The following is a 20,326-nucleotide window of genomic DNA, read 5'->3' as shown; positions in this document are numbered from 1 at the left end:
ATCTATATGCTCGCAACCAGTCCCGTCGCCACGCAAGCACCCGGCGCAGAAGAAGGGGACGCGCATCTTCTGCTCGACCACCTTCAAAAGAGCTTCGGCGATTTCCAAGCGGTCGAGGATCTGAATGTTTCGGTCAGGCGCGGCGAACTGATTGCACTCCTCGGACCATCCGGTTGCGGCAAGACGACAACCTTGCGTATGATCGCCGGCCTTTCTTCGGCGACATCCGGGCGCATTCTGGTGGACGGGCGCGAAATCCAGTCGTTGCCCGCCCACGACCGGGACATGGGCCTTGTCTTCCAGAGCTATGCCCTTTTTCCGCACATGAGCGTCGAGCGCAATGTGGCCTTCGGGCTCGAAATGCGCGGCATCGCCAGGGATCAGCTCAAGGCGCGTGTTGCCAAGGCGCTCGAACTTGTCCAACTCGGCCATCTTGCTCAACGCCGCCCGCGCGAACTGTCAGGCGGTCAGCAGCAGCGTGTGGCTCTGGCGCGCGCGCTCGTCATCGAGCCGAGCATCCTGCTTCTCGACGAGCCGCTATCCAACCTCGATGCCAAGCTGCGCGACCAGATGCGCGTGGAAATCCGCGACATCCAGCAGAGGCTCGGCATCACCAGTGTCTTCGTCACCCATGATCAGGTCGAGGCGCTGTCGATGTGCGACCGTATCGCCGTCATGGACAAGGGGCGGCTGGCACAGATCGGTACGCCTCAGGATATCTATGAGCGGCCCGCGACGCCTTTCGTCGCCGAATTCGTCGGGCGCATCAATAAGCTGCCCGGCCAGATGAGAGACAACTCCACCATCACCGTCGCCGAGCGCACATTCAAGACGACCCGGAATGTCGGCGAAAGCGGCGACGTCACGATGATGATCCGTCCACATCGCATTGAAATGGTGAAGCGCGGAACTCCTTCCGACGGCCGCAATGTGGCGCATGGAACGATCGCGCGCGCAACCTATGTCGGCGACATCCTCGAATATTCCGTCGAACTCACCGACGGCGTCACACTTGCGGTGGAAACCGCGACGGGCGGCCACAGCCGCACCTTTTCGCACGGAGACGAGGTCGAACTGCGCTGGTCGCCGGACGACACGATCGTGTTCGGAGCCCAGGCATGAACGCCGCGCAAGCCGAGCCGGCACGGTCGCCGTTCAGGCTGAACGGACGCCAACTCGTCCCGATCCTCATTCTTCCGATTCTGCTCGTTAATGCGATCTCGTTTCTTTGGCCGACCTTCAGCCTTCTGCGCATGAGCCTCAACGAACCCGTTGCGGGCGGCGCGATCCGCGAGACGCTGACGCTGCAAACCTACATCGATGTGATGACGGACGGCTTTTATCTGGAGCTCGTTTGGAACTCGATCTACCTGTGCTCGATCATCACGATCGTGACGCTGATCCTGTCTTATCCGATAGCGCTCTTCATCCATCGCGCAGACCCGAAATGGCGTAGTATCCTGACTTTGATGGTGATCTCGCCGCTGCTGGTCAGTGCCGTCGTGCGCACATATGGATGGGTCATCATCCTGGGGGATCAGGGTCTCATCAACGCCTTCCTGATGAGTACGGGTCTGGTCGAGCGACCCGCCCGTCTGATCTTCAACAATTTCGGCGTTGTCGTCGGCCTTATCGAAATCCTGATGCCCTATATGATCCTGTCGCTGATGGCCGGTTTCGGGCGGCTCGATCCGCGGCTGGAAGAAGCGGCGCAATCGCTCGGCGCGAAGAGATTCACCACACTCCGGCGCGTCACCATTCCGCTGACTGCGCCGGGCATTGCGCTTGGCTGTCTTCTGGTTTTCGTTCTGTCGATCTCGTCCTTTGTCACACCGAAGCTTCTCGGCGGCGGTCGGGTCTTCCTGCTCGCGACCGAAATCTACGACCAGTCGATCGTGCTGTTGAACTGGCCGCTCGCCGCTTCGCTCTCGATGCTCGTTCTCGTCATCTTCGGCGCGGCGCTCGTCGTCTATTCGCGTATCGTCAAGGCATTGGATTGATCGATGGAACAGAAGAACTCGATTCCTTTCACCATCGTCGTCGGCCTGCTGTTCATTTTCCTGCTGGCACCAGTGCTTCTTGTCTTCCCGATGAGCTTTTCGGGCGACAGCTTTATGTCGTTCCCGCCATCATCCTGGAGCTTGCGCTGGTATGAAGCGCTGCCGCAGAACCGGGTACTGATCAATGCATTGTGGACGAGCCTCGGTCTCGCGTCGGTCGTGACGATCCTGTCTCTGGTCATCGCGATTCCGGCAGCCTACGCCATCGCCCGAATGGACTTCTTTGGCCGCGAGGCGCTGTTCGCGTTGTTCACCGCGCCGCTGCTTCTGCCCTCGATTGTGCTTGGCCTTGCGATCCTGATCGTCTTCGTCGGCGTCGGGCTCATCTCAACCTTTCCCGGGCTCGTCCTTGCCCATCTGGTCGTTACCTTGCCCTACGCGCTGCGCGTGCTGGCGACCGCCCTTTCGACATTGCCGCATCAGGTGGAGGAAGCCGCTTCTAGTCTCGGCGCAACGCCGTTTACGGTGTTTCGGCGTGTGACACTGCCACTGATGACGCCGGGAATCGTGGCGGCCGCCGCGCTGGCGTTCCTCGTCTCGTTCGATGAGGTTGTCATCTCGCTCTTCGTCGTCGGCCCACGCATCACCACGTTGCCTGTCGAACTCTACCGCTATGTAGATACGCGCGCCGATCCGCTCGTCGCCGCCGCTTCGGTATTCCTGATCCTTGGCACTGTTGCGGTGGTCCTGATCGTGGAGCGCACGATGGGCCTCAACAAGGCCGTCGGCAAGAGCTGAGAACCTTTAAGAAATTACATCTGCCCGAATTTGACTTGGCCGGAAGCGGACCGTTCCCGTGAGCGCGAACGGAAGGCTTTTTTATGCCGTCACCATCCTACAAAAAGAAGTCGACGTGCGGTGGGCCATCACATTGTATTTGGCAAAAAGAGAGCGATCGCCGGGAATGCGCAGATGAGGAACAGCCTGACGACATCCGAAAGGACGAACGGTACGACGCCCCGATAGACGGTGCCGAGCGAGACGTCCCGTGCGATCGAATTGATGACGAAGACGTTCATCCCGACCGGCGGCGTGATCATGCCGAGCGTGCAGGTCATGACGATGACGATGCCGAACCAGACCGGGTCGAAGCCAAGTTGCACGATCGCCGGGAACACCACCGGTATCGTCACAAGAATGATCGCGAGTTCGTCCATCACCGCGCCGAGCACAATATAGACCATGATGACGAGCAACAGGATGCCGTAGGGGCCGAACGGCAGATTCACCAGAAACTCGACCATGTTCTGCGTGGTCTGCGTGATCGTCAAAAAGTAGCCGAACAGATAGGCGCCGATGACGATCAGGAAGATTGCCGACGTCGTGCGCAACGACGCTATGAAGCATTCCATGATCTGCTTCGGTCCGAGCCGCCCTTGCGCGATGCCGATCAGAAGCGCACCGACCGCGCCCATGCCCGCTGCTTCGGTGATCGTGAAAAGGCCCCCATAAAGTCCACCAAGCACGAAAGCGAACAGCACGATCGCGGGCCAAACGGCCAGCAGCGTCGAGAAACGTGTGTTCCAGGATACGGCTTCCGCCGGCGGAAAGTCATCCGAGCGTCTCGCAACCAGAATGCGCACGGTAATGGCATACATCACGATGCCGAGCAGGCCGGGAATGACGCCCGCAATGAACAGCCGCGTCACGTCCTGGTTGGTGATTATCGCGTAGAGCACGAGAATGACGGAAGGCGGGATCATGATGCCGAGTGTGCCGCCGGCCGCGATCATGCCGGTCGACAGCTTGTCGCCATAGCCCGCCTTTCGCAGTTCGGGCAGCGCGACCTGGGTCATGGTCGCCGCCGTTGCCACCGAAGAACCGTTGATCGCGGCGAAGCCGCCGCAGGTCGCGATGGTGGCGATGCCCAGGCCGCCGCGCCAGTGTCCGAGCCAGGCGCGGCTCGCCGCGAACAGATCGCGCGACATGCCGGAGCCCGATGCGAACGCGCCCATGAGGATGAACATCGGAATGACCGACAGGTTGAAGTCCATAACGGTTGACAGCGGCGACTGCGCAAGCTGCCGGAAGGCGGCTGTCCAACCGGTCAGCAGACCGAACCCGCCGAATCCGACGATGGCCATTGCGATGCCGACGGGAACGCGCAGGAACATCAGGACGAAAAGAACGACGAAGCCGCCTATGGCGACGATTTCCCTATCCATGTGCGTGACTGTCCGTCGGTTGGAATGATCTGAAAAGCACGACGAGCGAGACGAGGGCGGTCGCGACGACGCCGAGGATAGCGGTGAGGTAGAACGGCCAGACCACGATGCGCATGTCTGCGGTCAGTTCATTCGAGCGAATGCGCCCGCCGAGGCCGTCAATGAGCGCCCATGCGAAGACGCAGAAGAAGGCAGCGGTCACGAAAGCCGCGAAGATATCGATCGCGCGCTGCATGCGCGGGCCAGACAACTCCCAGACGAGATCGACCTTGATGTGCCCGCTGCGATAGGTGGCGACGGACATGCCCCACATCAGCGCGATACCCTGAAGATAGCGCGCCAGATCGAACCCGTCCGGCAGGCTGGTCGACAGGCCGTAGCGCAAAGCCGCCGTCAGGAAGATCAATCCCGCGACGAGTGCCAGTGCGAAACCGGCAAGCATTTCGATTGCGGAAAGAAGGCGTCTCATATCGTGGTGTCCTCAAGGCCGGCGCATAGGCGGCCGGCCGCGACGTCGCGGCCGATCGGGCGTTGTTGACGTTGTGTTATTCGACCTTGGCGCCTTCAGCTTCGAGCGCCGCTTCGAGCCCCTGAAGGGCGTCGGCCCCGTTCGGTCCGGCCGCTGCGAGCCAGCTGTCGTGCAGGGAAGCGGCGGCTTCTCGCCACGCTCCGATTTCCTCAGGCGTCAACGCGTAAACGGTGTGACCGGCCTTGGCTTCGAGCGCTTCGTGCCCCGCCTTCTCATGCGCGCTCCAGGTCGAGGCGATCTCGGTTGCCCACTCGGTCGAGCAATGTGCATCCATGACGGACTTCTGCTCGTCGGTCATGGCGTCGTAGGTGCCCTGGTTCATGACCCATACGAAGCCGGACACATAGAGCGGCGCATCCATCGAATAGTTCACGACATTGTCGAGACCGAAGATGATCGCGGATTCCCAGGGGAAGGTGACGGCATCCGCCACGCCAGATTCCAACGCCGAGCGGCTTTCAGGCGCTGATACGCGCACGTTGGAGCCGCCGAGCGCAGTCACGTAATTCGCCATCGTCGCGTGCGCGGAGCGGATGTTGAGGCCACGCATCTGGTCCGGTGTGCGGATTTCGGTCTTGGCGTGAATCGTTCCCGGTTCATGGACGAAGCCGAGGCAGAATTTCACGTCCGCCATTTCGGTCTGGGCATGTTCACGATACCAGCTGTCGAAGGCCGTCGAGCCGCCAATGCCGCTGGCGACCGTGAAGGGCAGGTGGATCGCCTCGGCGATCGGAAAACGTCCAGCCTGATAGCCGACATTGAGGAAAGACAGATCGGCGATGCCGTCACGCGCCATGTCGTAGTGATCGTTGGCACGGCCCAGTTGCTCGGCCGGGTAGAGCGTCACGTCGATCGTATTTCCGCTTTGTTCGCGAATTGATGCGGCCCATTTTTCCAAACCCTCGTGGACGCCATGTTTAGGTGGCAACCAGGTCGAAAAACGTAGGTCGACGTCCTGCGCGGCGGCGGATGCGGTGGCCAGAAGAACCAGCGCGGTGGCATTGGCAATGATCTTCATCTCTCTCCCTTTCGTGATGGCGAAGCAATTGTCCTCCGCTTCGCCGGTCGTTTCGTTCCTCTCGTCAGGCACGTATCGCGATTTCGACGAGCGCCTGGCTTCGCTTGGTTTCGATATGGTGAATGGCCTCGGCGAGAACCTGCGGCAGAGCGCCCCCGTCTCGCACGCTTGCAGTCCACGCGCGGCTGGCGGCGGCGATCTTGGTGAAGTCCGGCGTGGGGTTGAGCGATGTCAACGGCATCGCGTTGCTTTTTGCCGCGTAGCCGTCTGGATAAATGCCGAGCACCGAATTGCGCACCGCGCCCCATTCGCTGTTATTCAAAACCAACACCAGCACCGGCAATTCGAGCGCTTCGGCGATCTGGTGGCAGGCAGGTGCGTTCGAAAAGAGGTAGGAACCGTCGCCCATCGTCGCGATCGTCAGCCGGTCGCGATTGGCGAGCGACATGCCGAGCGCAGCCGGAAAGGCCCAGCCGAGGCCGCCGGAATGCGGCTCCTGATACCAAGAGTTCGGCCGCTTGAGCTGCAGCGGTTCGAGCGGGCATCCGAGTTCGGAAAGTATGGCGGCGTCCCGATCCCAAAGCGCCTCGGACAAAGTCAGGCTGACGAAGTCCTTCGTCATCGGCTCGCCGCCGCCGCTGCGCGCCTGAACCGTCACGCGGCGTCGGCGGTCATTGGCCTGCTGCGCGATCGGCGCGCGCCGTGTCTCGATGCGGGAAGCGGCGTCCACCCGGTGCGGCTCCAGCCCCTTATGCAGGGACGCGAGCACATCTTCGACCGCACCCTGGATCGATACATGCGCGGCGAAATTGCGGATCGGAAAACGGGCATAGAGCGGGTCGCGGCCGATCTGGATGACCTTCGCGTCGTCGCGCAGCTTGTGAGTGTCAGGGGACCAGGGCGCGAGGCTGTCGATGACGAGAACGACATCCGCATCACCGATATAGGGCGCGGGATCGGTGCCCGCCGACATCGGATGATCGGCGGAAATCGCAAGCTGGATCGCCCAGTACTGGACGACCGGGATGGCCCAATCCTGCGCCAGTTGTCCAAGCGCCTCGAAGCCCGTCGCGTCGCCGCAGCCCCGCTGCGCAATGATCAGCGGGCGTTCGGCGGCCGCCAGAAGCTTGATTGCATCCGCGAGGCTGTCGGGATGAGCGGCGGCACGCGCGGCTTTCATCGTCGCGGGCGCGGATAGCGCCTTGAATTCGATCGATTCGCACAACGTCTCGCGCGGCAGGCTGACATAGACCGGTCCGGGCGGCGTCGAATTGGCGATGGCGTATGCACGGTCGACGAGTTGCGGCACCTGCTCGGGAAAGCGCAGTTCGTAATCCCACTTGGAAGCCTCACGTACCAGGGCCGTCTGGTCGCGCATTTCCTGTCCCCATCCTATGGGAACCGTGCGTGTGCCAAGTCTGCCTTCTTCCGTCGTCGGAGTGCGACCGGAAAACAGCAGGACGGGAATCTGTTCGGCTGCGGCGTTGATCGCGCCCATCGCGCAATTTGCAAGTCCCACATTCGTGTGCGCCATCACCGCCTGCGCGCGGCGCGTCGCCAGATAGTAGCCATGAGCCATGCCCATGGCAGCGGATTCGTGCGGCATCACCAGCGCCTGCGGCAAATCGATGTTCTTTGCCGATGCCTCGGCCAACCCCTCGATAATGGGTGGGAAGTCGGTGCCGGAATTGGCGAAGATGTAATCGACGCCGACGGCCTTGAGCCGCGCTAGCAATGCGCCCCCGGCAGTCATCTTGACGACGTCTGCCTTGTCCTCGCCGGAAGAGGCGGGAAATCCGGAAAAGCTGGGTATGACGTCTGCATTCATGATATTGCTATATGTGTAATTTATATATCTAAAAATTGACAGTAGCGGCTCACCTTGTCAATCTGCAATTGTCGGTTTTCAGCATGGAAGGCGTCGCCAAGCCCGCGACGGCAGAAATTTGATCAGTCAAATCAACAACTCGGTCGTTAAGGCGTTCGAAATCCTCTCGCTCTTCAACGAGGGGATCGAGCAGATTTCGGCGGCAACACTTGCCACGCGGTTCGGCATGAACGCGGTCAGCGCACACCGCTTCTTGCGCACGCTGGAGCGAACCGGCGCGCTCGTCGCCGTATCGCGAGGCAGCTATCGGCTTGGCTACGCGATTGCCGATCTGGGCAAGCGCGCGGCCGACCCCGGAAGCCTGGCGGGCGCCGTCCAGCCTGTTCTGGAAAAGCTGACGCGAGACCTCGGCGAGGGGTCGATGGCGACCATTTTCGACGGCGAGGCGGCGGTTTGTATCGCCAAGGCGGTTGCAGACCGGCCGCTCTTCGTCGATGTTCGCAAAGGCTCGCGGCTGGAGGCCTACGCGACCGCGCATGGCAAATTGTGGCTGGCACAGCTCGGGGAATCCGATCTCGATCGGTATTTCGAGCGGACGGATTTCAGGACCATGACGGAGGCGACCGCGACGACGAGGGCGAAACTGGAAGCCGAACTCGACGACGTGCGTCGCAAGCGTGTCGCCTATAATCGCGGCGAACGCGAAAGCGAGATTCACGGCATTGCCGTTCCGGTCCTCGCACGATCCGGACAGATGATCTGCGGCCTGTCCGTATTCGGCGCCTCAGCGCGCATGAGCGACGAGGCCATGGACGGGTTCATTCCGGCTCTGCGAGACGCGGCGAAAAACCTGTCGCTGCATCTTTACGGCGACTCGGAAACTTAAGTGAAGAAAGGCCGGGCTCGCACCCGGCCTTTCTCCCGTCGTCAGAACATCGGCGGATAGGGGCGACCGCCACGATCGAGGGTGATCCAGCGCGTTTCCGTGAACGTCTCCAGCGACCAGCGGCCGCCATGCTTGCCGACACCGGATGCCTTGAAACCGCCAAACGGGACGTGCGGCTCGTCATTCACCGACGAACAGTTGATATGGCAGTTGCCCGTGTCGAGGCTGTTGACGATCGCAAGACCCCGCGCTTCGTCCTTTGTCATGACGCCCGCCGAAAGCCCGTATTCGCTGTCATTGGCGATTTCGATCGCCTCGTCGTCGGTGCGGAACGGGATGACCGGCACGACGGGGCCGAACGTCTCGTCCTGATAGAGCTTCATGTCGGGCGTCACGCCCGTCAGGATCGTCGGTTCGACAAAGCGGCCCTCGATCTTGCCGCCGAGCACCACTTTCGCACCCTTGGCGATCGCGTCGTCGAGCTGTTCCTTCACGCGTGCGACCTGCTTGTCGTTGATGAGCGGCCCGATGATGTGCTCCTTGCTCAGCGTCGGATCGCCGACCTTGAGCTTCTTCGCGCGCTCCACGAACTTCGCCAGGAAGTCATCGAAGATCTTCTCGTGGACGAGCACCTTCTCGACCGACATGCAGATCTGGCCCTGGTGCATGAACGAGCCGAAATTGGCCGCCTGCGTGGCGCGCTCCATCTCGGCGTCTTCGAGCACGATGAGCGAATCCTTGCCGCCGAGTTCGACGCAGCACTTCTTCAGATGCGCGCCCGCCTTTGCCGCGATCTGGCGGCCGACGGCTGTCGATCCGGTAAAGGAAATGCCCTTCACGTAAGGATGCTCGATCAGTTCGTCGCCGACTTCAGCCACATTCTCGCGCGAGCAGGTGACGACGTTGAAGACGCCCTTCGGCAGGCCCGCTTCCTCGAAGATTTCGGCGAACAGAAGCCCGCCGAGATAAGGCGTTTCCTCGGAAGGTTTCAGGACGATCGTATTGCCCGCGACGAGCGGGAACAGGAAGCCGCGTGCCGTCAGGATGCACGGGAAGTTCCATGGCGAAATGACCGAGACGACGCCCATCGGACGGCGAACGGCCATCGACACCTTGCCATATTCGGACGGCAGCACCTCACCCGTCGCGTTCCATACGGACGCGGCGGCGGCGTGGAAGACTTCCGGCACATAGCCGGTCTCGAACATGCCTTTGCCGAACCAGCCACCGCCTTCGGCCTGAATCGCGTCGATGATTTCCATCTTCCGCCGTTCCCAGATCTCGGCCGCCTTGTGCAGGTAGTGCGCCCGCTTGGAAAAGGGCAGCTTCGACCATTCGGGAAACGCGGCGTGCGCGGCCTCGATCGCGGCGGTCGTCTCGGCCTTGCCGGAATCCGGCACCTCGGCCCAGACGGAGCCATCGGACGGGTTTAAATCCTTGAAGGTCTTCTTCGTGGCGGTCCAACCGCCGCCGATATACATGCCTTCGAAAACGCGAGCCATATCAGGTCTCCTTCTGCTTTTTTCGCTTCTTGGGGGATTTGGTTTCGGGTTGCACGCCGTCATCGAGCGTCACCGCCGGTTGTGGCGAGACCATGAAGGCGGTCGGTGTTTTGCGGCGCCCGGTGATATGCCGCGCCTGAATGGACGCTGCGCGCGCGGCCATGTCGGAATAGTCGATGCGGGGCCTCGCCTCATCGTTGAGATCATAGCCGGCGCTGTTGTGGCCAACCATGCCATAAGTGCCGTCCGCCGTTTTCGCCGATTCCGTCACCCGAGGCTTCGGCACCGGGAACGCATGTCGCCGCGTCAGGCGCTGCGTCTCGACATGTCGCGCCAGCCGCTCCTGCGCACGACGCGCCAATTCGCCTGCCTGATCCGACAGGCTACTGGCCTCCCGCGCAACCGGCTTCGACTGCGTCAATTCACTTGCAGCGACCTCCCATGGATCCGGCCCCGCCTTCGGATCGTAGCGCCCGATGAATGCGCTCGGTGCCGGTGTCTCCCGCCGCAGATGGCGCACGAAGGCCTGCCCGATCACGCCCGCGCGCCGCGCCAGATCACCGGCCATGCGCGCGATGCCTTCCAGCGACGACGGGAGTCCGAGGAAAGGCGGCAGCGCGATGCCGCGGCTCGCCGTGCGCTTTTCGCCGTCCGGCTTGCCGCCGCCCAGATAAGCGTTGGCGACGGCCGGATCGTTCATCAGATTGATAGCCGTATCCTCGCCGGTGATCAGCCCGTTCTCGATCAGATAGCCGCGATCGGCGATCTTGAGGCTGAGCCGCGCGTTCTGCTCGACCAGAAGGATACCGACCCCCGTCGCCGCTACCGTCTTCAGCGACTTGAACAATTCCTTGGATAAAAGCGGCGACAGGCCGAGCGACGGCTCGTCCAGCATCAAGATGTCCGGCTTCGACATAAGCGCGCGGCCGATCGCCACCATCTGCTGCTCGCCGCCCGACATGGTGCGCGCGATCTGGCTTTTGCGCTCGGCAAGACGCGGGAACAATTCGTAGATGCGCCTGAGCGTCGCCGCTTCGTCGCCGCGCGCCCGCGCCGCGAACGCACCGAGCTTCAGATTCTCGGCTACGGTCAGTTCGCCGAAAATACCGCGCCCTTCAGGCACCAGCGCGATGCCTTCCTCAACGATCTTGTGGGCCTTCATCGCGGTGATCGGCTTGCCGTTCATCACCGCCTTCGTGCCGGGCATGGTCGAAACCATGCCCGCGATCGCTTTCAGCAGACTCGACTTGCCGGCCCCGTTCGCGCCCAGCATGACGCAGATTTCGCCCTTGGCGACCTTGAGCGACACGCCGTCGAGCGCGATGTGGCGGCCGTAGCGGACGCCGAGGTCGTGAACCTCAAGCATCTTCGTCGTCCCCCAGATAAGCGCGGACGACCTGAGGATCGGCCAGAACCTCTGCAACATCGCCCTCGGCGATCTTGCTGCCGGTGTTCATGACGACGCAGCGGTCGCACAGCGTGCGGATCGCATCCATCACATGTTCGACCATGATGATCGTGCGCCCCTCGCGGCGCAGATCGTCGATCAGCGCAATGCCGATCTTGAGTTCGGTCGGATTCAACCCGGCGAGCCATTCGTCGAGCAAAAGCACGCGCGGGTCGCTTGCCAGCGCACGGGCCAGTTCGATGCGCTTCTGGTCGATATAGGTCATGGCGGATACCGCCATGTCGGCGCGGCCCTCCAGCCCGACGCGCGCCAGAAGCGTACGCGCAAGAGCGCGCGCATCACTGCCCCACAGCCGGTTGCGCGCGAAGACCGCGCCGGCCATCACATTCTCCTCCGCCGTCATCGACGGCAGGATGCGCACGAGCTGGAATGTCCGCGCCACGCCCTGCCGGGCGATGTGGTGTGCGGAGCGGCCCGACAGTCGCTCGCCCTTCAGCCGGATTTCGCCGGCGGTCGGCTTCAGCGCGCCCGAAATCAAATTGAGCATCGTCGTCTTGCCCGACCCGTTCGGCCCGATCAGGCCGAGAAGCTCACCCTCGCGTACGTCGAAGGACACGTCGTTGACGGCGATAAGGCCGCCGAAGGTACGCCTTGCGTGGTCGACGGAAAGGATGGCGTTCATGGCCGACCTCCAGGCAAAGGCGCTCGACGTTGCCCCCCTCTGTCCTGCCGGATATCTCCCCCGCAAGGGGGGAGATCAAGCACGTCGAGCACCTGGCCTGCCTCACAATCGTCAGAGCGCGGCGATGAAGCGAATAATCTCCCCCCTCGCGGGGGCGATGTCCGGCAGGACAGAGGGGAGCGTGAAGAAATGCGACCATATCGACTCATGCCCGCACCTCCTCGCCCAACTTTTCGCGCGGCCGCTTCATCCGCGCCCGAAGCTGCTCCAGCCGCCCCGTCACCCCATCCGGCAGCAGATAGACGATCGCAAGAAACGCCAGCCCCATGACGATCGGCGTGTGGTTCGGAAACTGCGCCGAAACCTGATCGAACAGGATGGTGAAGGGAATGACCCCGACCAGCGGCCCCCACAGGCGCTTCGTGCCACCCAGCAGCGCCATGATGACGACGAGGAACGAGATCATCGGATTGAAGGCCGACGGCGGCTCGATATAGGCATAGCGTGGGGCGGAGATCGCGCCGGCAATGCCGATGAACGCGCCGGAAATCATGAACAGCAGGATTTTCGCTCGTGCCGTATCGATGCCGACATGGCGGGCGACCGTTTCGTCATTGCCGATGATCTTCATGGCGAAGCCCAGCCGCGAACGGCCGATCAGCCAGCCAGTGACGAACACGGCGACGGTCAGCGCCAGCAGCATCCAGTAGATGTGAACCTCGGTGAAGTCGGTGAAGACATAGAGGCCCATTCGGGTCGACACCTTCGTCTGCGTCCATGAGACGATTTGGCGAACGAGTTCGGCAAGGCCCAGCGTGAAGATGACGAAGTAGACGCCCGACAGCCGTAGCGTAGCGAGACCGACGAGCGCCGCAAGGCCGGCGGCGACCAGCCCGCCACCCAGCACAAGAAGCGGGAACGAGACGTGATCGACCCACAGCCCGACCGTATAGGTGCCGAGGCCGAAAAACGCCGCCGTCGCCAGCGAAATGTAATGCGTCGGCCCGGAAAACAGCGACCACGCCGTACACAGCGCCGCATAGAGCATCAGGTTCACGCCGAGCGACAGATAATAGCCCTGGCTGAACAGCGGCAGCGTCGCCAGCGCCGCCACGGCGAGCGCGCCGAAAAACCCGATGCGGATTTCGGTATTGTCGAGCCGCATCATGTCGTCTGCCTTCCGAACATGCCCTGCGGGCGGAAGAGGAGCACGATGATGAAGAGCGCGTAGGTCGCCGCAATCGTGAGGCCGGGATCGATGAGGCTCGCAACCGCCGTCTCCGTGATGCCGAGGATCAGCGCGGCCAGCACCGCACCGCGCACGTCGCCCACGCCGCCCATGATCACGATGATCAGCGCCTTCATGGTGAAGACGACGCCCATCGATGCGTTGAACGTATAGAAGGTAGAGAGCAGCGCGCCGCCACAGGCAGTCAGTGCGCCGCCGAGCGCGAAGGCGAAGGCGGCGGTCTTGGCCACGTCGATCGCGACGAGCTTGGCGGAGTTCGGATCGACCGCGACCGCGCGCACGGCCGTTCCGTGACGGGTGCGGTAGAGGAACCAGTAGAGCGCTACGGCAATGACCACGGCCGCGACGAACGCCACCACGCGGTTCAGCCCGAACGGATTGCCGAGGATCATGAAACGCTCGGCAAGGAAGGTGTAGGAGAAATACGAGCCGCCGAAGGCCAGCAGCATCAGCCCTTGCAGAAGGAACAGGAGGCCGAATGTTGCCAGAATGGAATCGACTTCCAGCATGCCCCGGTTCTTCGCCCGGTCGACCAGCGGTTTCAGGAGAACGGAATAGATCGCCCAGTTGATCGCGAAGGCCGCCGGCGCGATGATGACCAGCCCGACGAGCGGGTTGATCTGCATGGCGGTGAACAGCCAGAAGGCGATGAAGCACGCGGCCACGAACGTCTCGCCATTGGCGAGGTTCATGATGCGCGCGACGCCGTATTGCAGCGTCAGCCCCAACGCGATCAGCGCGTAGGTGCCGCCCAGCAATATGCCCGTGACGATAATCTGCATTCCCGAAACCCTTGGTCGACGGCTCCCCGGCGCTTCTGCCGGGGAGCCTTATTTCGCGTGATGTTACTGCCAGCCGCCCTTGGCGACCGGCTCGATCGAACCATCGATGCCGTTGGCGGCGACGCCGTGGAAGGTGCCGTCCTTCCACTGGCCGACGGTCCACAGATTGCGGTTGACGTTGTTCTCGAACTTAACCTCGCCCATTACCGTGTCGAACGTGCCGGTCCTGATCGCCTCGACGACCGCCTCGCGGTCCTTGCTGCCTGCGGCCTCGATGGCCTGTTCCAGAACCTGCAAGCCCGAATAGGTCACGGCGCTTGCCCAGTAGTCGGCATCCGCGCCCGTCACTTCCTTGTGCTTGGCGCGGTATTCCTGGATTTTCGGATCGTCGGGATTGGTTCCGCCCGCGCCGAGGATGCCGTTGGCGGTTGCACCGAAGCGGCCTGCATAGGCCGGGAACGAGGTTCCGACGCCAACGTAAAATGCGCCGACGTCGAGATCCTGGATTTGCGCCTGCTCGGTCAGCGCGAAGGTGTCGCCCGGATAGGAGAAGCCGACGAAGGCGTCCGGCGCGGCGGCCTTTGCCTGGCTGATGATAGGTGCGACATCCTGCGTGCCGAGCGGATAAGACGCCTCGTAGACGATCTCGAAACCGGCTTCCTCCAGCGCCGGCTTGCCGGCACCGGCAAGTTCCAGTCCGAAGGCGTCGGCGACATGGACCAATGCGACCTTGTCGCCGATTTCTCCGGCATCGCGCAGTTTCTTCAACGCCTCCGCCGCGCCGATGGCAAGTTCGCGCGAGGTGCCGAGCATCCAGAAGGAGTTCGGCCAGCGTTCGGCGAATTCCTCGACGCCGTCGGTGATCGCGCTCGTGGTAATGTGCGGATAGCCATAGCGCGCGATGATCGGCGCGGTCGCGACGTTGAGGCCGGTCGAATAGGGCGTCACAATGAAGTCGACATTATCGACCGTCGCAAGGCGCTGGATGTTCTGGACCGCCGTTTCGGCCGAGGTGCGGTCGTCATATTCGACCAGTTCGATCTTCATCTGCTGGTCGCCGACCTGAAGCCCGCCGCGTTCGTTCACCTCGTGAACCCAAAGCTGCACGTTCGGCCAGTGGCTGACGGTCGCGCCGGCCGCGAGCGGTCCGGTTTTTGGCGCGCTCGCGCCGATCTTGATCGTCTCCTGCGCGAATGCCGCGCCGCCAAGTCCCAGAACGGCGACGCTCGTCGCCAATGCCATGAATGTACGTCTGATCATGTTGCTTCCTCCCGGTTACGGTTCAGTCTGGCGCTCCCCGCGCCAGTGTTTCAGATCGGATAGTCCGGCTTGCCGTTCTGGATCGTGATCCAGCGCAGCTCCGTGAATTCATCGATGCCCGCGCGCCCGCCGAAGCGCCCATAGCCGGACGACTTGACGCCCCCGAACGGCATTTGCGGCTCGTCATGGATCGTCGCCGAATTGATGTGGCAGATGCCGGTCTCCAGCCGTTGCGCGATCGACAGCGCCCGCGTCACATCGCTGCTGAAAACAGCAGCCGTCAGCCCGTATTCCGTGTCGTTGGCGATCGAGATCGCTTCCTCGACATCCGCAAACCGGATCAGCGAAGCGACCGGGCCGAAGCTTTCCTCGTAATAGATGCGCATGTCGGGCCGCACGCCGTCGAGGATCGTCGCGTCCATCCAGATCGATTGCTGTGTGCCGCCCGCGACGAGCCGCGCGCCTTTGGAAACCGCGTCGTCCACCAGAGCCTTGACGCGCATCGCCGCCTGCTCGCTGATCATCGGTCCGATCGTGTTCGCCGGATCGCCGAAACCCACGCGCTGCAACTCGGCAGTCAGCTTGTCCAGGAACAGATCGGCGACGGCGGCGTCGACCAGAAGCCGCTCGGTCGACATGCAAAGCTGGCCCTGATTGAAGAACGCTCCGAACGCGGCCGCCCGCACCGCCTCGTCGAGATCGGCGTCGGCAAGAACGATCAGCGGCGCCTTTCCGCCGAGTTCCAGAAGCGGCTTTTTCAGATGCCGCGCGGCCATCTCGGCGACCATCCGCCCCGACCGCGTCGACCCTGTGAAATTGACGCGGCGCACCGCCGGATGGGCGATCAGCGCCTCGATGATCTCGGAGGCGTGGTGTTCCTCATTGTGGACGATGGCGACCGCACCGTCGGGAAGGCCGGCTTCGGCAAATACGTCGCCGACAAGCTGATGCGTTCCCGGACACAGCTCCGAAGCCTTGAAAACCACCGTGTTGCCGCAGGCGAGCGGTGTGGCGAGCGACCTTACCGACAGGACGACCGGCGCGTTCCATGGCGCCAGCGACAGGACGACGCCGCATGGCTGGCGCATGGCGAGCGACAGGGAGCCAGGCCGGTCGGCGGGAATGATTTCGCCGGAAAGCTGCGTCGTCAGGGCCGCCGCCTCGCGCAGGATCGACACGCCGAGCTTGCAGTTCAATTCGCCCCAGGCGCGTGTTCCACCAGTTTCTTCGTTGATTTTCTTGATAAATTCTTCGCGGCGGTCGAGCAGTATCTGCGCGGCGCGGTTGAGGATTTCGCGGCGGCCCGACGGGCTGGTCTGCGACCATTTCGGGAAGGCGGCGGCGGCGCGGTTGGCGGCATGGCGCGCATCGGCGACCTGTGCCGCATGCACGCGGGTCACGACAAGCCCCGAAACCGGGCTTTTCCGCTCCAGAAAAGGGCCGTCCTGCGCGTTCCGGCGCATTGCCTGCGTCACGTTTCCTCCCTCGGTGCGGGCTCTCCCCAGCCTCTTTGCACCATGCCGGATACAGGAAATCGCAAAAGACGCGCACTTGATATGAAGAAATCTGGCGTTCTATTGTAAAAATCTGGCGCGTTATGAGGGTGGAAATGGACGTCGAACCGGTCGAATGCGGTCTGAATGCGCGCCGATGGACATATGGTCCGGCAAGCGGTGAGCGCAGCCGGCAGTTTTTTCTTCTGACGGACGGCAGCGGGGAGGTCGAGGCGGCAGGACAGCGATTTTCGCTGTCCGCGCCTGCGCTGGTCTGGATCGGCCAGGCCGATGGCAGTCGATTGCGGATGGAAGCGGGCGCGACCGGCTTTCGCGCGCGGGTCGGCGATCCGTTGCTCGTCGATGCGGTGGGTGACGGCCCGGAATCGGCGGCCCTTCGCCATCTGATCGATCGCGATTTCGCGCTGTCCCTGTCCGGCTACGGCGAAGCGGCCGGCGTCGTCGAACGTTGTCTGACGGGCATCGTTCGCGAGCGGCGCGAACCACAGCCGGGTTCGGACCTGATCCTTTCGGCGCTCCTACGCATCATTCTCGTTTCGGTGCTACGCATATCGGGCGGTGAACTGGAGCATACCGGCGCGGGTGCGCAGCTCGGCCTGCTGCAACGCTTTCGTCAGCTCGTCGAAATGAATTTCCGCAACCACTGGCCCGTGACACGCTATGCCGATGCGCTCGGCGTGACGACCGATCGCCTGCATGCGATCTGCACGCAAGGCGTGGGTAAATCGCCAAAGGCGCTGATTTCGGAACGTCTGGCAGGCGAAGCGGTGATGCGGCTGGAACGGTCGTCGCTGACGATTCAGCAACTGGCCGGCTCCCTCGGCTTTACCGATCCGGCGCATTTCTCAAACTTCTTCAAGAGCGTCACCGGCACACGCCCCGGCATTCACCGCAAGGCAGTGCTGGAAGCACGGCGCAACCATCGGGAACCGCCCGCGCCAAGCTTCGCCGAATGGCCATAGCAGGGGCTCACTCGGGTCAGGAATCAGAAAGAAATAGCGCAAGGCTGGATGTCAATTTCCATTCCTTCCAGGGGAGTGCCGAGTGCAGAGCGGCGGGTTCCGCAGAGCCTCCCCAATGCCAGACACTCAGGTATCGGCACCGCCATCCGTGGCCTGGGTAGCGCTGAAGAGCTTTGTGCAGTCAGACTGCGGCGAGGAAGAGGCTGAGATAGTTCGCTATTTGAAACTCTCAAAGTGCCGACGATACGGGGGAGGGGCAGATCTCAATTTGAGACGGTCGCAGTTCCCAGCCCCGAATATTCGCCAGAGCACAAAAAACTACGATGGCTTTTCCTACCGGGTGAGCATCGATCACAGCCATGCCCACAAACCATTAGCCGATTTCCATCACGGTCACGAGTTTCGTTGGTGCATGGCGGGTGAAAGCTAAGCTGGATTGGCGGCTTTCGACCCCATTCCTGCCGTTTGAAAACGATTTGAGTGATCCTGAAAATTGCTGCTCGCACCGGCACTTCGGTTGGCTCGGAATGAAACGGGTTGCGCGCGACCGCAATCAATGATCAGGCCGCGCGCCGCAGGAGCTATTTTGAACCGAACCGGTCGATCAGTTCCGTCAACTCGACATGACCTTGACACGCACCATTGCCGGGCGACATCTCACCGTTCTCAAGCGATGTCGCATAAACGACGGCCGGGTCGGTTTCGATGCGATCTCTAAGGGCGGCAAGCTTTGGCCAGCGGGCCTTGTCGGCTACTTGATGGAAATCGAGCCAGCGGGCGACCCCGATCAAAATGCCGTCGGCCAATGTCGGATGATCGGCGATCAGAAATCGCGTGTTTGCGATCATCTCTTCAAGCCGGTCGTGGCGTTCGATGACGCCTTCGCTGCCCCATTGTTTCAATGCCGATTGCAGTGCCGGGTTGGGTGGCTGCATTTCCATCGCAGCCCAAAGGGGGCCGAACGCGCCGGTGAATCCGGTATTGGTGAACGCCATCAACTGGTGCATCCGGTCGGCCTCGGGCGAGAGCGGATCGAAGCTGATCCGTCGTTCCGTGTCCCGGGCCTCCAGCCATGCGGCAATCGCCATGGTTTCGGTGAGCACGTCACCCCGGTCGGTGATCAATGCGGGCGTCTCGACGCGCGGGTTGATCCGCTTGTAGGATGGATCGCGCATCTCGCCGAACATATCGACGCGGCAGAGCCTATAGGGCCTGCCCATCCATTCCAGAGCGGCGACGAGCCCCATGGAGCTTCCCGATGGGAAGCCGTATAGGAGTATGGGTTCCATGTTCTTGTTCTCCGTGATTTCTTCTGATCACGCTGCGCAGCGAAGCCGGACCTTAGCGGGTGGCTTGCCCAAGTAAATTACGCACCTTTTTGTTACCATGAGTTGCCGATGAAAGACCTTGTTTCCCGCTGCCCGATCGAAGAGGTCATGCAGGTTCTCAGCGGTCGCTGGCCGACATTGCTGATCTATTATCTGCAGGAAGGCACGAAGCGGTTCAGCGATCTTCGCCGGGACAATCCGACGATCTCCCACAAGATGCTGACGCTCGAACTGCGCAAACTGGAAGACGCTGGAATCATTCGCCGGACCGAATTCGGCGGCTATCCGCTTCGTGTCGAGTACGATCTGACCCCGGCGGGCGAAAGGCTGGTGCCGCTCATCGATGCGTTAGGAGATTGGTGGGACAGCGCCCAAGGCAGCGTTGGAGAGCAGGGCGCGTATAGCTCGGACATTCCAGATGCACAGTCGGCCGGTCTCGTTTAATTTCAAACTGAGTATCCGACTTAATGTCGCCATTTCATCCGTTTGCCCACACTGAAAACGATGCGACTTGCCGCCGGATTTTCTCAGCGCCAGTTGGCGGATTTGGCGAATGTTCCGCACGCGCAAATATCGAATATCGAGAAGAACAAGATCAGTCCCTCGGTCGCGACTTTGCGAAAGGTGCTGAGCGGCCTCGGCGTCAGCATGGCGGACTTTTTCGAGCCTGAGCGCAGCATGCCGACAGGGCCGTTTTTCGGTCGCGACGAACTGATCGATCTCACGTCAAAGCTGGCGGCGCATGCTATAGGGGAAGGGCAAGGTGGGATGTCTTTCCGTCAGATCGGAGACGCGCGCGTCCACAATCTGCAGATTTTGCACGAGGTCTATGAGCCCGGCGCCGATACCGGCGAGACCCTGCTTCAGCACCCATCGAGCGAGGGAGGATATGTCGTCGAGGGTGAACTGGAAGTCACGGTCGCCGACAATGTGCGCATATTGCAGGTCGGGGAGTCCTACCTGTTCGACAGCCGTACGCCGCACCGCTTCCGCAATCTGGCGGAAGGCCGGACCGTGGTGATCTCGGCCTGCACGCCGCCCTATCTTTGATTGCTCAAAAATTTGAACGATTGTTGCTCAGGATTTTGAGCGATGCTAAGCGGTCTTAAGGCTTCCTCAAGGCCCATTCGATGAGCGGTCGAGGCCGCTCGTT

Annotated in this window: 18 protein-coding genes and 1 pseudogene; 7 read left to right on the top strand and 12 right to left on the bottom strand. The window is 62.1% G+C overall.

Annotated elements, in window-relative coordinates; genetic code table 11:
• The first annotated feature begins 6 nt into the window (after positions 1-6).
• From GTW25_RS07455 to GTW25_RS07445, 3 genes are read left to right on the top strand one after another with little or no spacing between them, the layout of a single operon-like run.
• Positions 7-1,122: an ABC transporter ATP-binding protein gene (locus tag GTW25_RS07455; RefSeq protein WP_252911347.1), complete on the top strand. Its 1,116-nt coding sequence runs from the start codon at positions 7-9 to the stop codon at positions 1,120-1,122.
• The gene (locus tag GTW25_RS07450) at positions 1,119-2,000 is read left to right on the top strand and encodes an ABC transporter permease (RefSeq protein ID WP_252911345.1); all 882 of its coding nucleotides are present in this window, start codon (positions 1,119-1,121) and stop codon (positions 1,998-2,000) included. Before GTW25_RS07455 ends, GTW25_RS07450 begins: the two co-directional genes overlap by 4 nt.
• 3 nt (positions 2,001-2,003) lie before the next feature.
• Entirely contained in the window at positions 2,004-2,798 is a 795-nt protein-coding gene (locus GTW25_RS07445) for an ABC transporter permease (protein ID WP_252911342.1), read from the top strand.
• Positions 2,799-2,926: 128 nt separating this feature from the next.
• On the opposite strand, the gene GTW25_RS07440 is transcribed toward GTW25_RS07445, so the two are convergent.
• The 4 genes from GTW25_RS07440 to GTW25_RS07425 all read right to left on the bottom strand — a co-directional run bounded on the left by GTW25_RS07440 (position 2,927) and on the right by GTW25_RS07425 (position 7,600).
• Positions 2,927-4,225, bottom strand: coding sequence for a TRAP transporter large permease (locus GTW25_RS07440; protein ID WP_252911339.1), 1,299 nt, complete (start codon positions 4,223-4,225; stop codon positions 2,927-2,929).
• Complete coding sequence (locus GTW25_RS07435; RefSeq protein ID WP_252911337.1) at positions 4,218-4,694, bottom strand: TRAP transporter small permease; 477 nt, start codon at positions 4,692-4,694, stop codon at positions 4,218-4,220. Before GTW25_RS07435 ends, GTW25_RS07440 begins: the two co-directional genes overlap by 8 nt.
• Positions 4,695-4,770: 76 nt before the next feature.
• The gene (locus tag GTW25_RS07430) at positions 4,771-5,772 is read right to left on the bottom strand and encodes a TRAP transporter substrate-binding protein (protein ID WP_252911335.1); all 1,002 of its coding nucleotides are present in this window, start codon (positions 5,770-5,772) and stop codon (positions 4,771-4,773) included.
• A 64-nt stretch (positions 5,773-5,836) separates the two neighbouring features.
• Positions 5,837-7,600, bottom strand: coding sequence for a thiamine pyrophosphate-requiring protein (locus GTW25_RS07425; RefSeq protein ID WP_308206234.1), 1,764 nt, complete (start codon positions 7,598-7,600; stop codon positions 5,837-5,839).
• A 118-nt stretch (positions 7,601-7,718) separates the two neighbouring features.
• On the opposite strand from GTW25_RS07425, the gene GTW25_RS07420 reads away from it, so the two are divergent.
• Positions 7,719-8,486: an IclR family transcriptional regulator gene (locus GTW25_RS07420; RefSeq protein WP_252911333.1), complete on the top strand. Its 768-nt coding sequence runs from the start codon at positions 7,719-7,721 to the stop codon at positions 8,484-8,486.
• A gap of 41 nt (positions 8,487-8,527) precedes the next feature.
• Here GTW25_RS07420 and GTW25_RS07415 read toward each other — a convergent pair whose 3' ends face one another.
• The 7 genes and pseudogenes from GTW25_RS07415 to GTW25_RS07385 all read right to left on the bottom strand — a co-directional run bounded on the left by GTW25_RS07415 (position 8,528) and on the right by GTW25_RS07385 (position 16,832).
• Positions 8,528-9,988, bottom strand: a complete 1,461-nt coding sequence (locus tag GTW25_RS07415; protein ID WP_252911331.1) for an aldehyde dehydrogenase family protein — start codon at positions 9,986-9,988, stop codon at positions 8,528-8,530.
• Between the two features lie 661 nt (positions 9,989-10,649).
• Positions 10,650-11,354, bottom strand: a pseudogene (locus GTW25_RS07410) (ABC transporter ATP-binding protein); the annotation flags it as partial.
• Positions 11,347-12,078 (bottom strand): ABC transporter ATP-binding protein, encoded by a 732-nt coding sequence (locus tag GTW25_RS07405; RefSeq protein WP_252911329.1) that lies wholly within the window; start codon positions 12,076-12,078, stop codon positions 11,347-11,349. The gene GTW25_RS07405 and the pseudogene GTW25_RS07410, both read right to left, overlap by 8 nt.
• Positions 12,079-12,283: 205 nt before the next feature.
• Positions 12,284-13,246, bottom strand: a complete 963-nt coding sequence (locus tag GTW25_RS07400; protein ID WP_308206233.1) for a branched-chain amino acid ABC transporter permease — start codon at positions 13,244-13,246, stop codon at positions 12,284-12,286.
• Entirely contained in the window at positions 13,243-14,109 is an 867-nt protein-coding gene (locus GTW25_RS07395; RefSeq protein ID WP_252911327.1) for a branched-chain amino acid ABC transporter permease, read from the bottom strand. The genes GTW25_RS07400 and GTW25_RS07395 overlap by 4 nt, the downstream gene beginning before the upstream one ends.
• A 63-nt stretch (positions 14,110-14,172) precedes the next feature.
• Positions 14,173-15,369 (bottom strand): amino acid ABC transporter substrate-binding protein, encoded by a 1,197-nt coding sequence (locus GTW25_RS07390; RefSeq protein ID WP_252911325.1) that lies wholly within the window; start codon positions 15,367-15,369, stop codon positions 14,173-14,175.
• Positions 15,370-15,419: 50 nt separating this feature from the next.
• Entirely contained in the window at positions 15,420-16,832 is a 1,413-nt protein-coding gene (locus tag GTW25_RS07385) for an aldehyde dehydrogenase (RefSeq protein WP_252911454.1), read from the bottom strand.
• Positions 16,833-16,978: 146 nt separating this feature from the next.
• Here GTW25_RS07385 and GTW25_RS07380 point away from each other — a divergent pair, with 146 nt between their 5' ends.
• Entirely contained in the window at positions 16,979-17,845 is an 867-nt protein-coding gene (locus GTW25_RS07380) for an AraC family transcriptional regulator (protein ID WP_252911323.1), read from the top strand.
• A 581-nt stretch (positions 17,846-18,426) separates the two neighbouring features.
• Here the strand turns inward: GTW25_RS07380 and GTW25_RS07375 are convergent.
• Positions 18,427-19,134 (bottom strand): glutathione S-transferase family protein, encoded by a 708-nt coding sequence (locus GTW25_RS07375; protein ID WP_252911321.1) that lies wholly within the window; start codon positions 19,132-19,134, stop codon positions 18,427-18,429.
• A gap of 108 nt (positions 19,135-19,242) precedes the next feature.
• On the opposite strand from GTW25_RS07375, the gene GTW25_RS07370 reads away from it, so the two are divergent.
• The gene (locus GTW25_RS07370; RefSeq protein ID WP_252911319.1) at positions 19,243-19,617 is read left to right on the top strand and encodes a winged helix-turn-helix transcriptional regulator; all 375 of its coding nucleotides are present in this window, start codon (positions 19,243-19,245) and stop codon (positions 19,615-19,617) included.
• A gap of 60 nt (positions 19,618-19,677) precedes the next feature.
• Positions 19,678-20,223: a cupin domain-containing protein gene (locus GTW25_RS07365; protein WP_252911317.1), complete on the top strand. Its 546-nt coding sequence runs from the start codon at positions 19,678-19,680 to the stop codon at positions 20,221-20,223.
• The last annotated feature ends 103 nt before the right edge of the window (positions 20,224-20,326 follow it).

It is taken from the genome of Aliihoeflea aestuarii (assembly GCF_024105665.1).
Classification (GTDB): Bacteria; Pseudomonadota; Alphaproteobacteria; order Rhizobiales; family Rhizobiaceae; genus Aliihoeflea; species Aliihoeflea aestuarii.
This window is presented reverse-complemented; position numbering and strand designations above follow the sequence as displayed.

Coding starts and splice junctions, on each gene's coding strand:
- GTW25_RS07390 (WP_252911325.1), bottom strand. CDS start 15,369: ATGATCAGACGTACATTCATGGCATTGGCGACGAGCGTCGCCGTTCTG.
- GTW25_RS07400 (WP_308206233.1), bottom strand. CDS start 13,246: ATGATGCGGCTCGACAATACCGAAATCCGCATCGGGTTTTTCGGCGCG.
- GTW25_RS07440 (WP_252911339.1), bottom strand. CDS start 4,225: ATGGATAGGGAAATCGTCGCCATAGGCGGCTTCGTCGTTCTTTTCGTC.
- GTW25_RS07395 (WP_252911327.1), bottom strand. CDS start 14,109: ATGCAGATTATCGTCACGGGCATATTGCTGGGCGGCACCTACGCGCTG.
- GTW25_RS07435 (WP_252911337.1), bottom strand. CDS start 4,694: ATGAGACGCCTTCTTTCCGCAATCGAAATGCTTGCCGGTTTCGCACTG.
- GTW25_RS07415 (WP_252911331.1), bottom strand. CDS start 9,988: ATGGCTCGCGTTTTCGAAGGCATGTATATCGGCGGCGGTTGGACCGCC.
- GTW25_RS07375 (WP_252911321.1), bottom strand. CDS start 19,134: ATGGAACCCATACTCCTATACGGCTTCCCATCGGGAAGCTCCATGGGG.
- GTW25_RS07370 (WP_252911319.1), top strand. CDS start 19,243: ATGAAAGACCTTGTTTCCCGCTGCCCGATCGAAGAGGTCATGCAGGTT.
- GTW25_RS07445 (WP_252911342.1), top strand. CDS start 2,004: ATGGAACAGAAGAACTCGATTCCTTTCACCATCGTCGTCGGCCTGCTG.
- GTW25_RS07385 (WP_252911454.1), bottom strand. CDS start 16,832: ATGCGCCGGAACGCGCAGGACGGCCCTTTTCTGGAGCGGAAAAGCCCG.
- GTW25_RS07365 (WP_252911317.1), top strand. CDS start 19,678: ATGCGACTTGCCGCCGGATTTTCTCAGCGCCAGTTGGCGGATTTGGCG.
- GTW25_RS07455 (WP_252911347.1), top strand. CDS start 7: ATGCTCGCAACCAGTCCCGTCGCCACGCAAGCACCCGGCGCAGAAGAA.
- GTW25_RS07450 (WP_252911345.1), top strand. CDS start 1,119: ATGAACGCCGCGCAAGCCGAGCCGGCACGGTCGCCGTTCAGGCTGAAC.
- GTW25_RS07425 (WP_308206234.1), bottom strand. CDS start 7,600: ATGAATGCAGACGTCATACCCAGCTTTTCCGGATTTCCCGCCTCTTCC.
- GTW25_RS07405 (WP_252911329.1), bottom strand. CDS start 12,078: ATGAACGCCATCCTTTCCGTCGACCACGCAAGGCGTACCTTCGGCGGC.
- GTW25_RS07430 (WP_252911335.1), bottom strand. CDS start 5,772: ATGAAGATCATTGCCAATGCCACCGCGCTGGTTCTTCTGGCCACCGCA.
- GTW25_RS07380 (WP_252911323.1), top strand. CDS start 16,979: ATGGACGTCGAACCGGTCGAATGCGGTCTGAATGCGCGCCGATGGACA.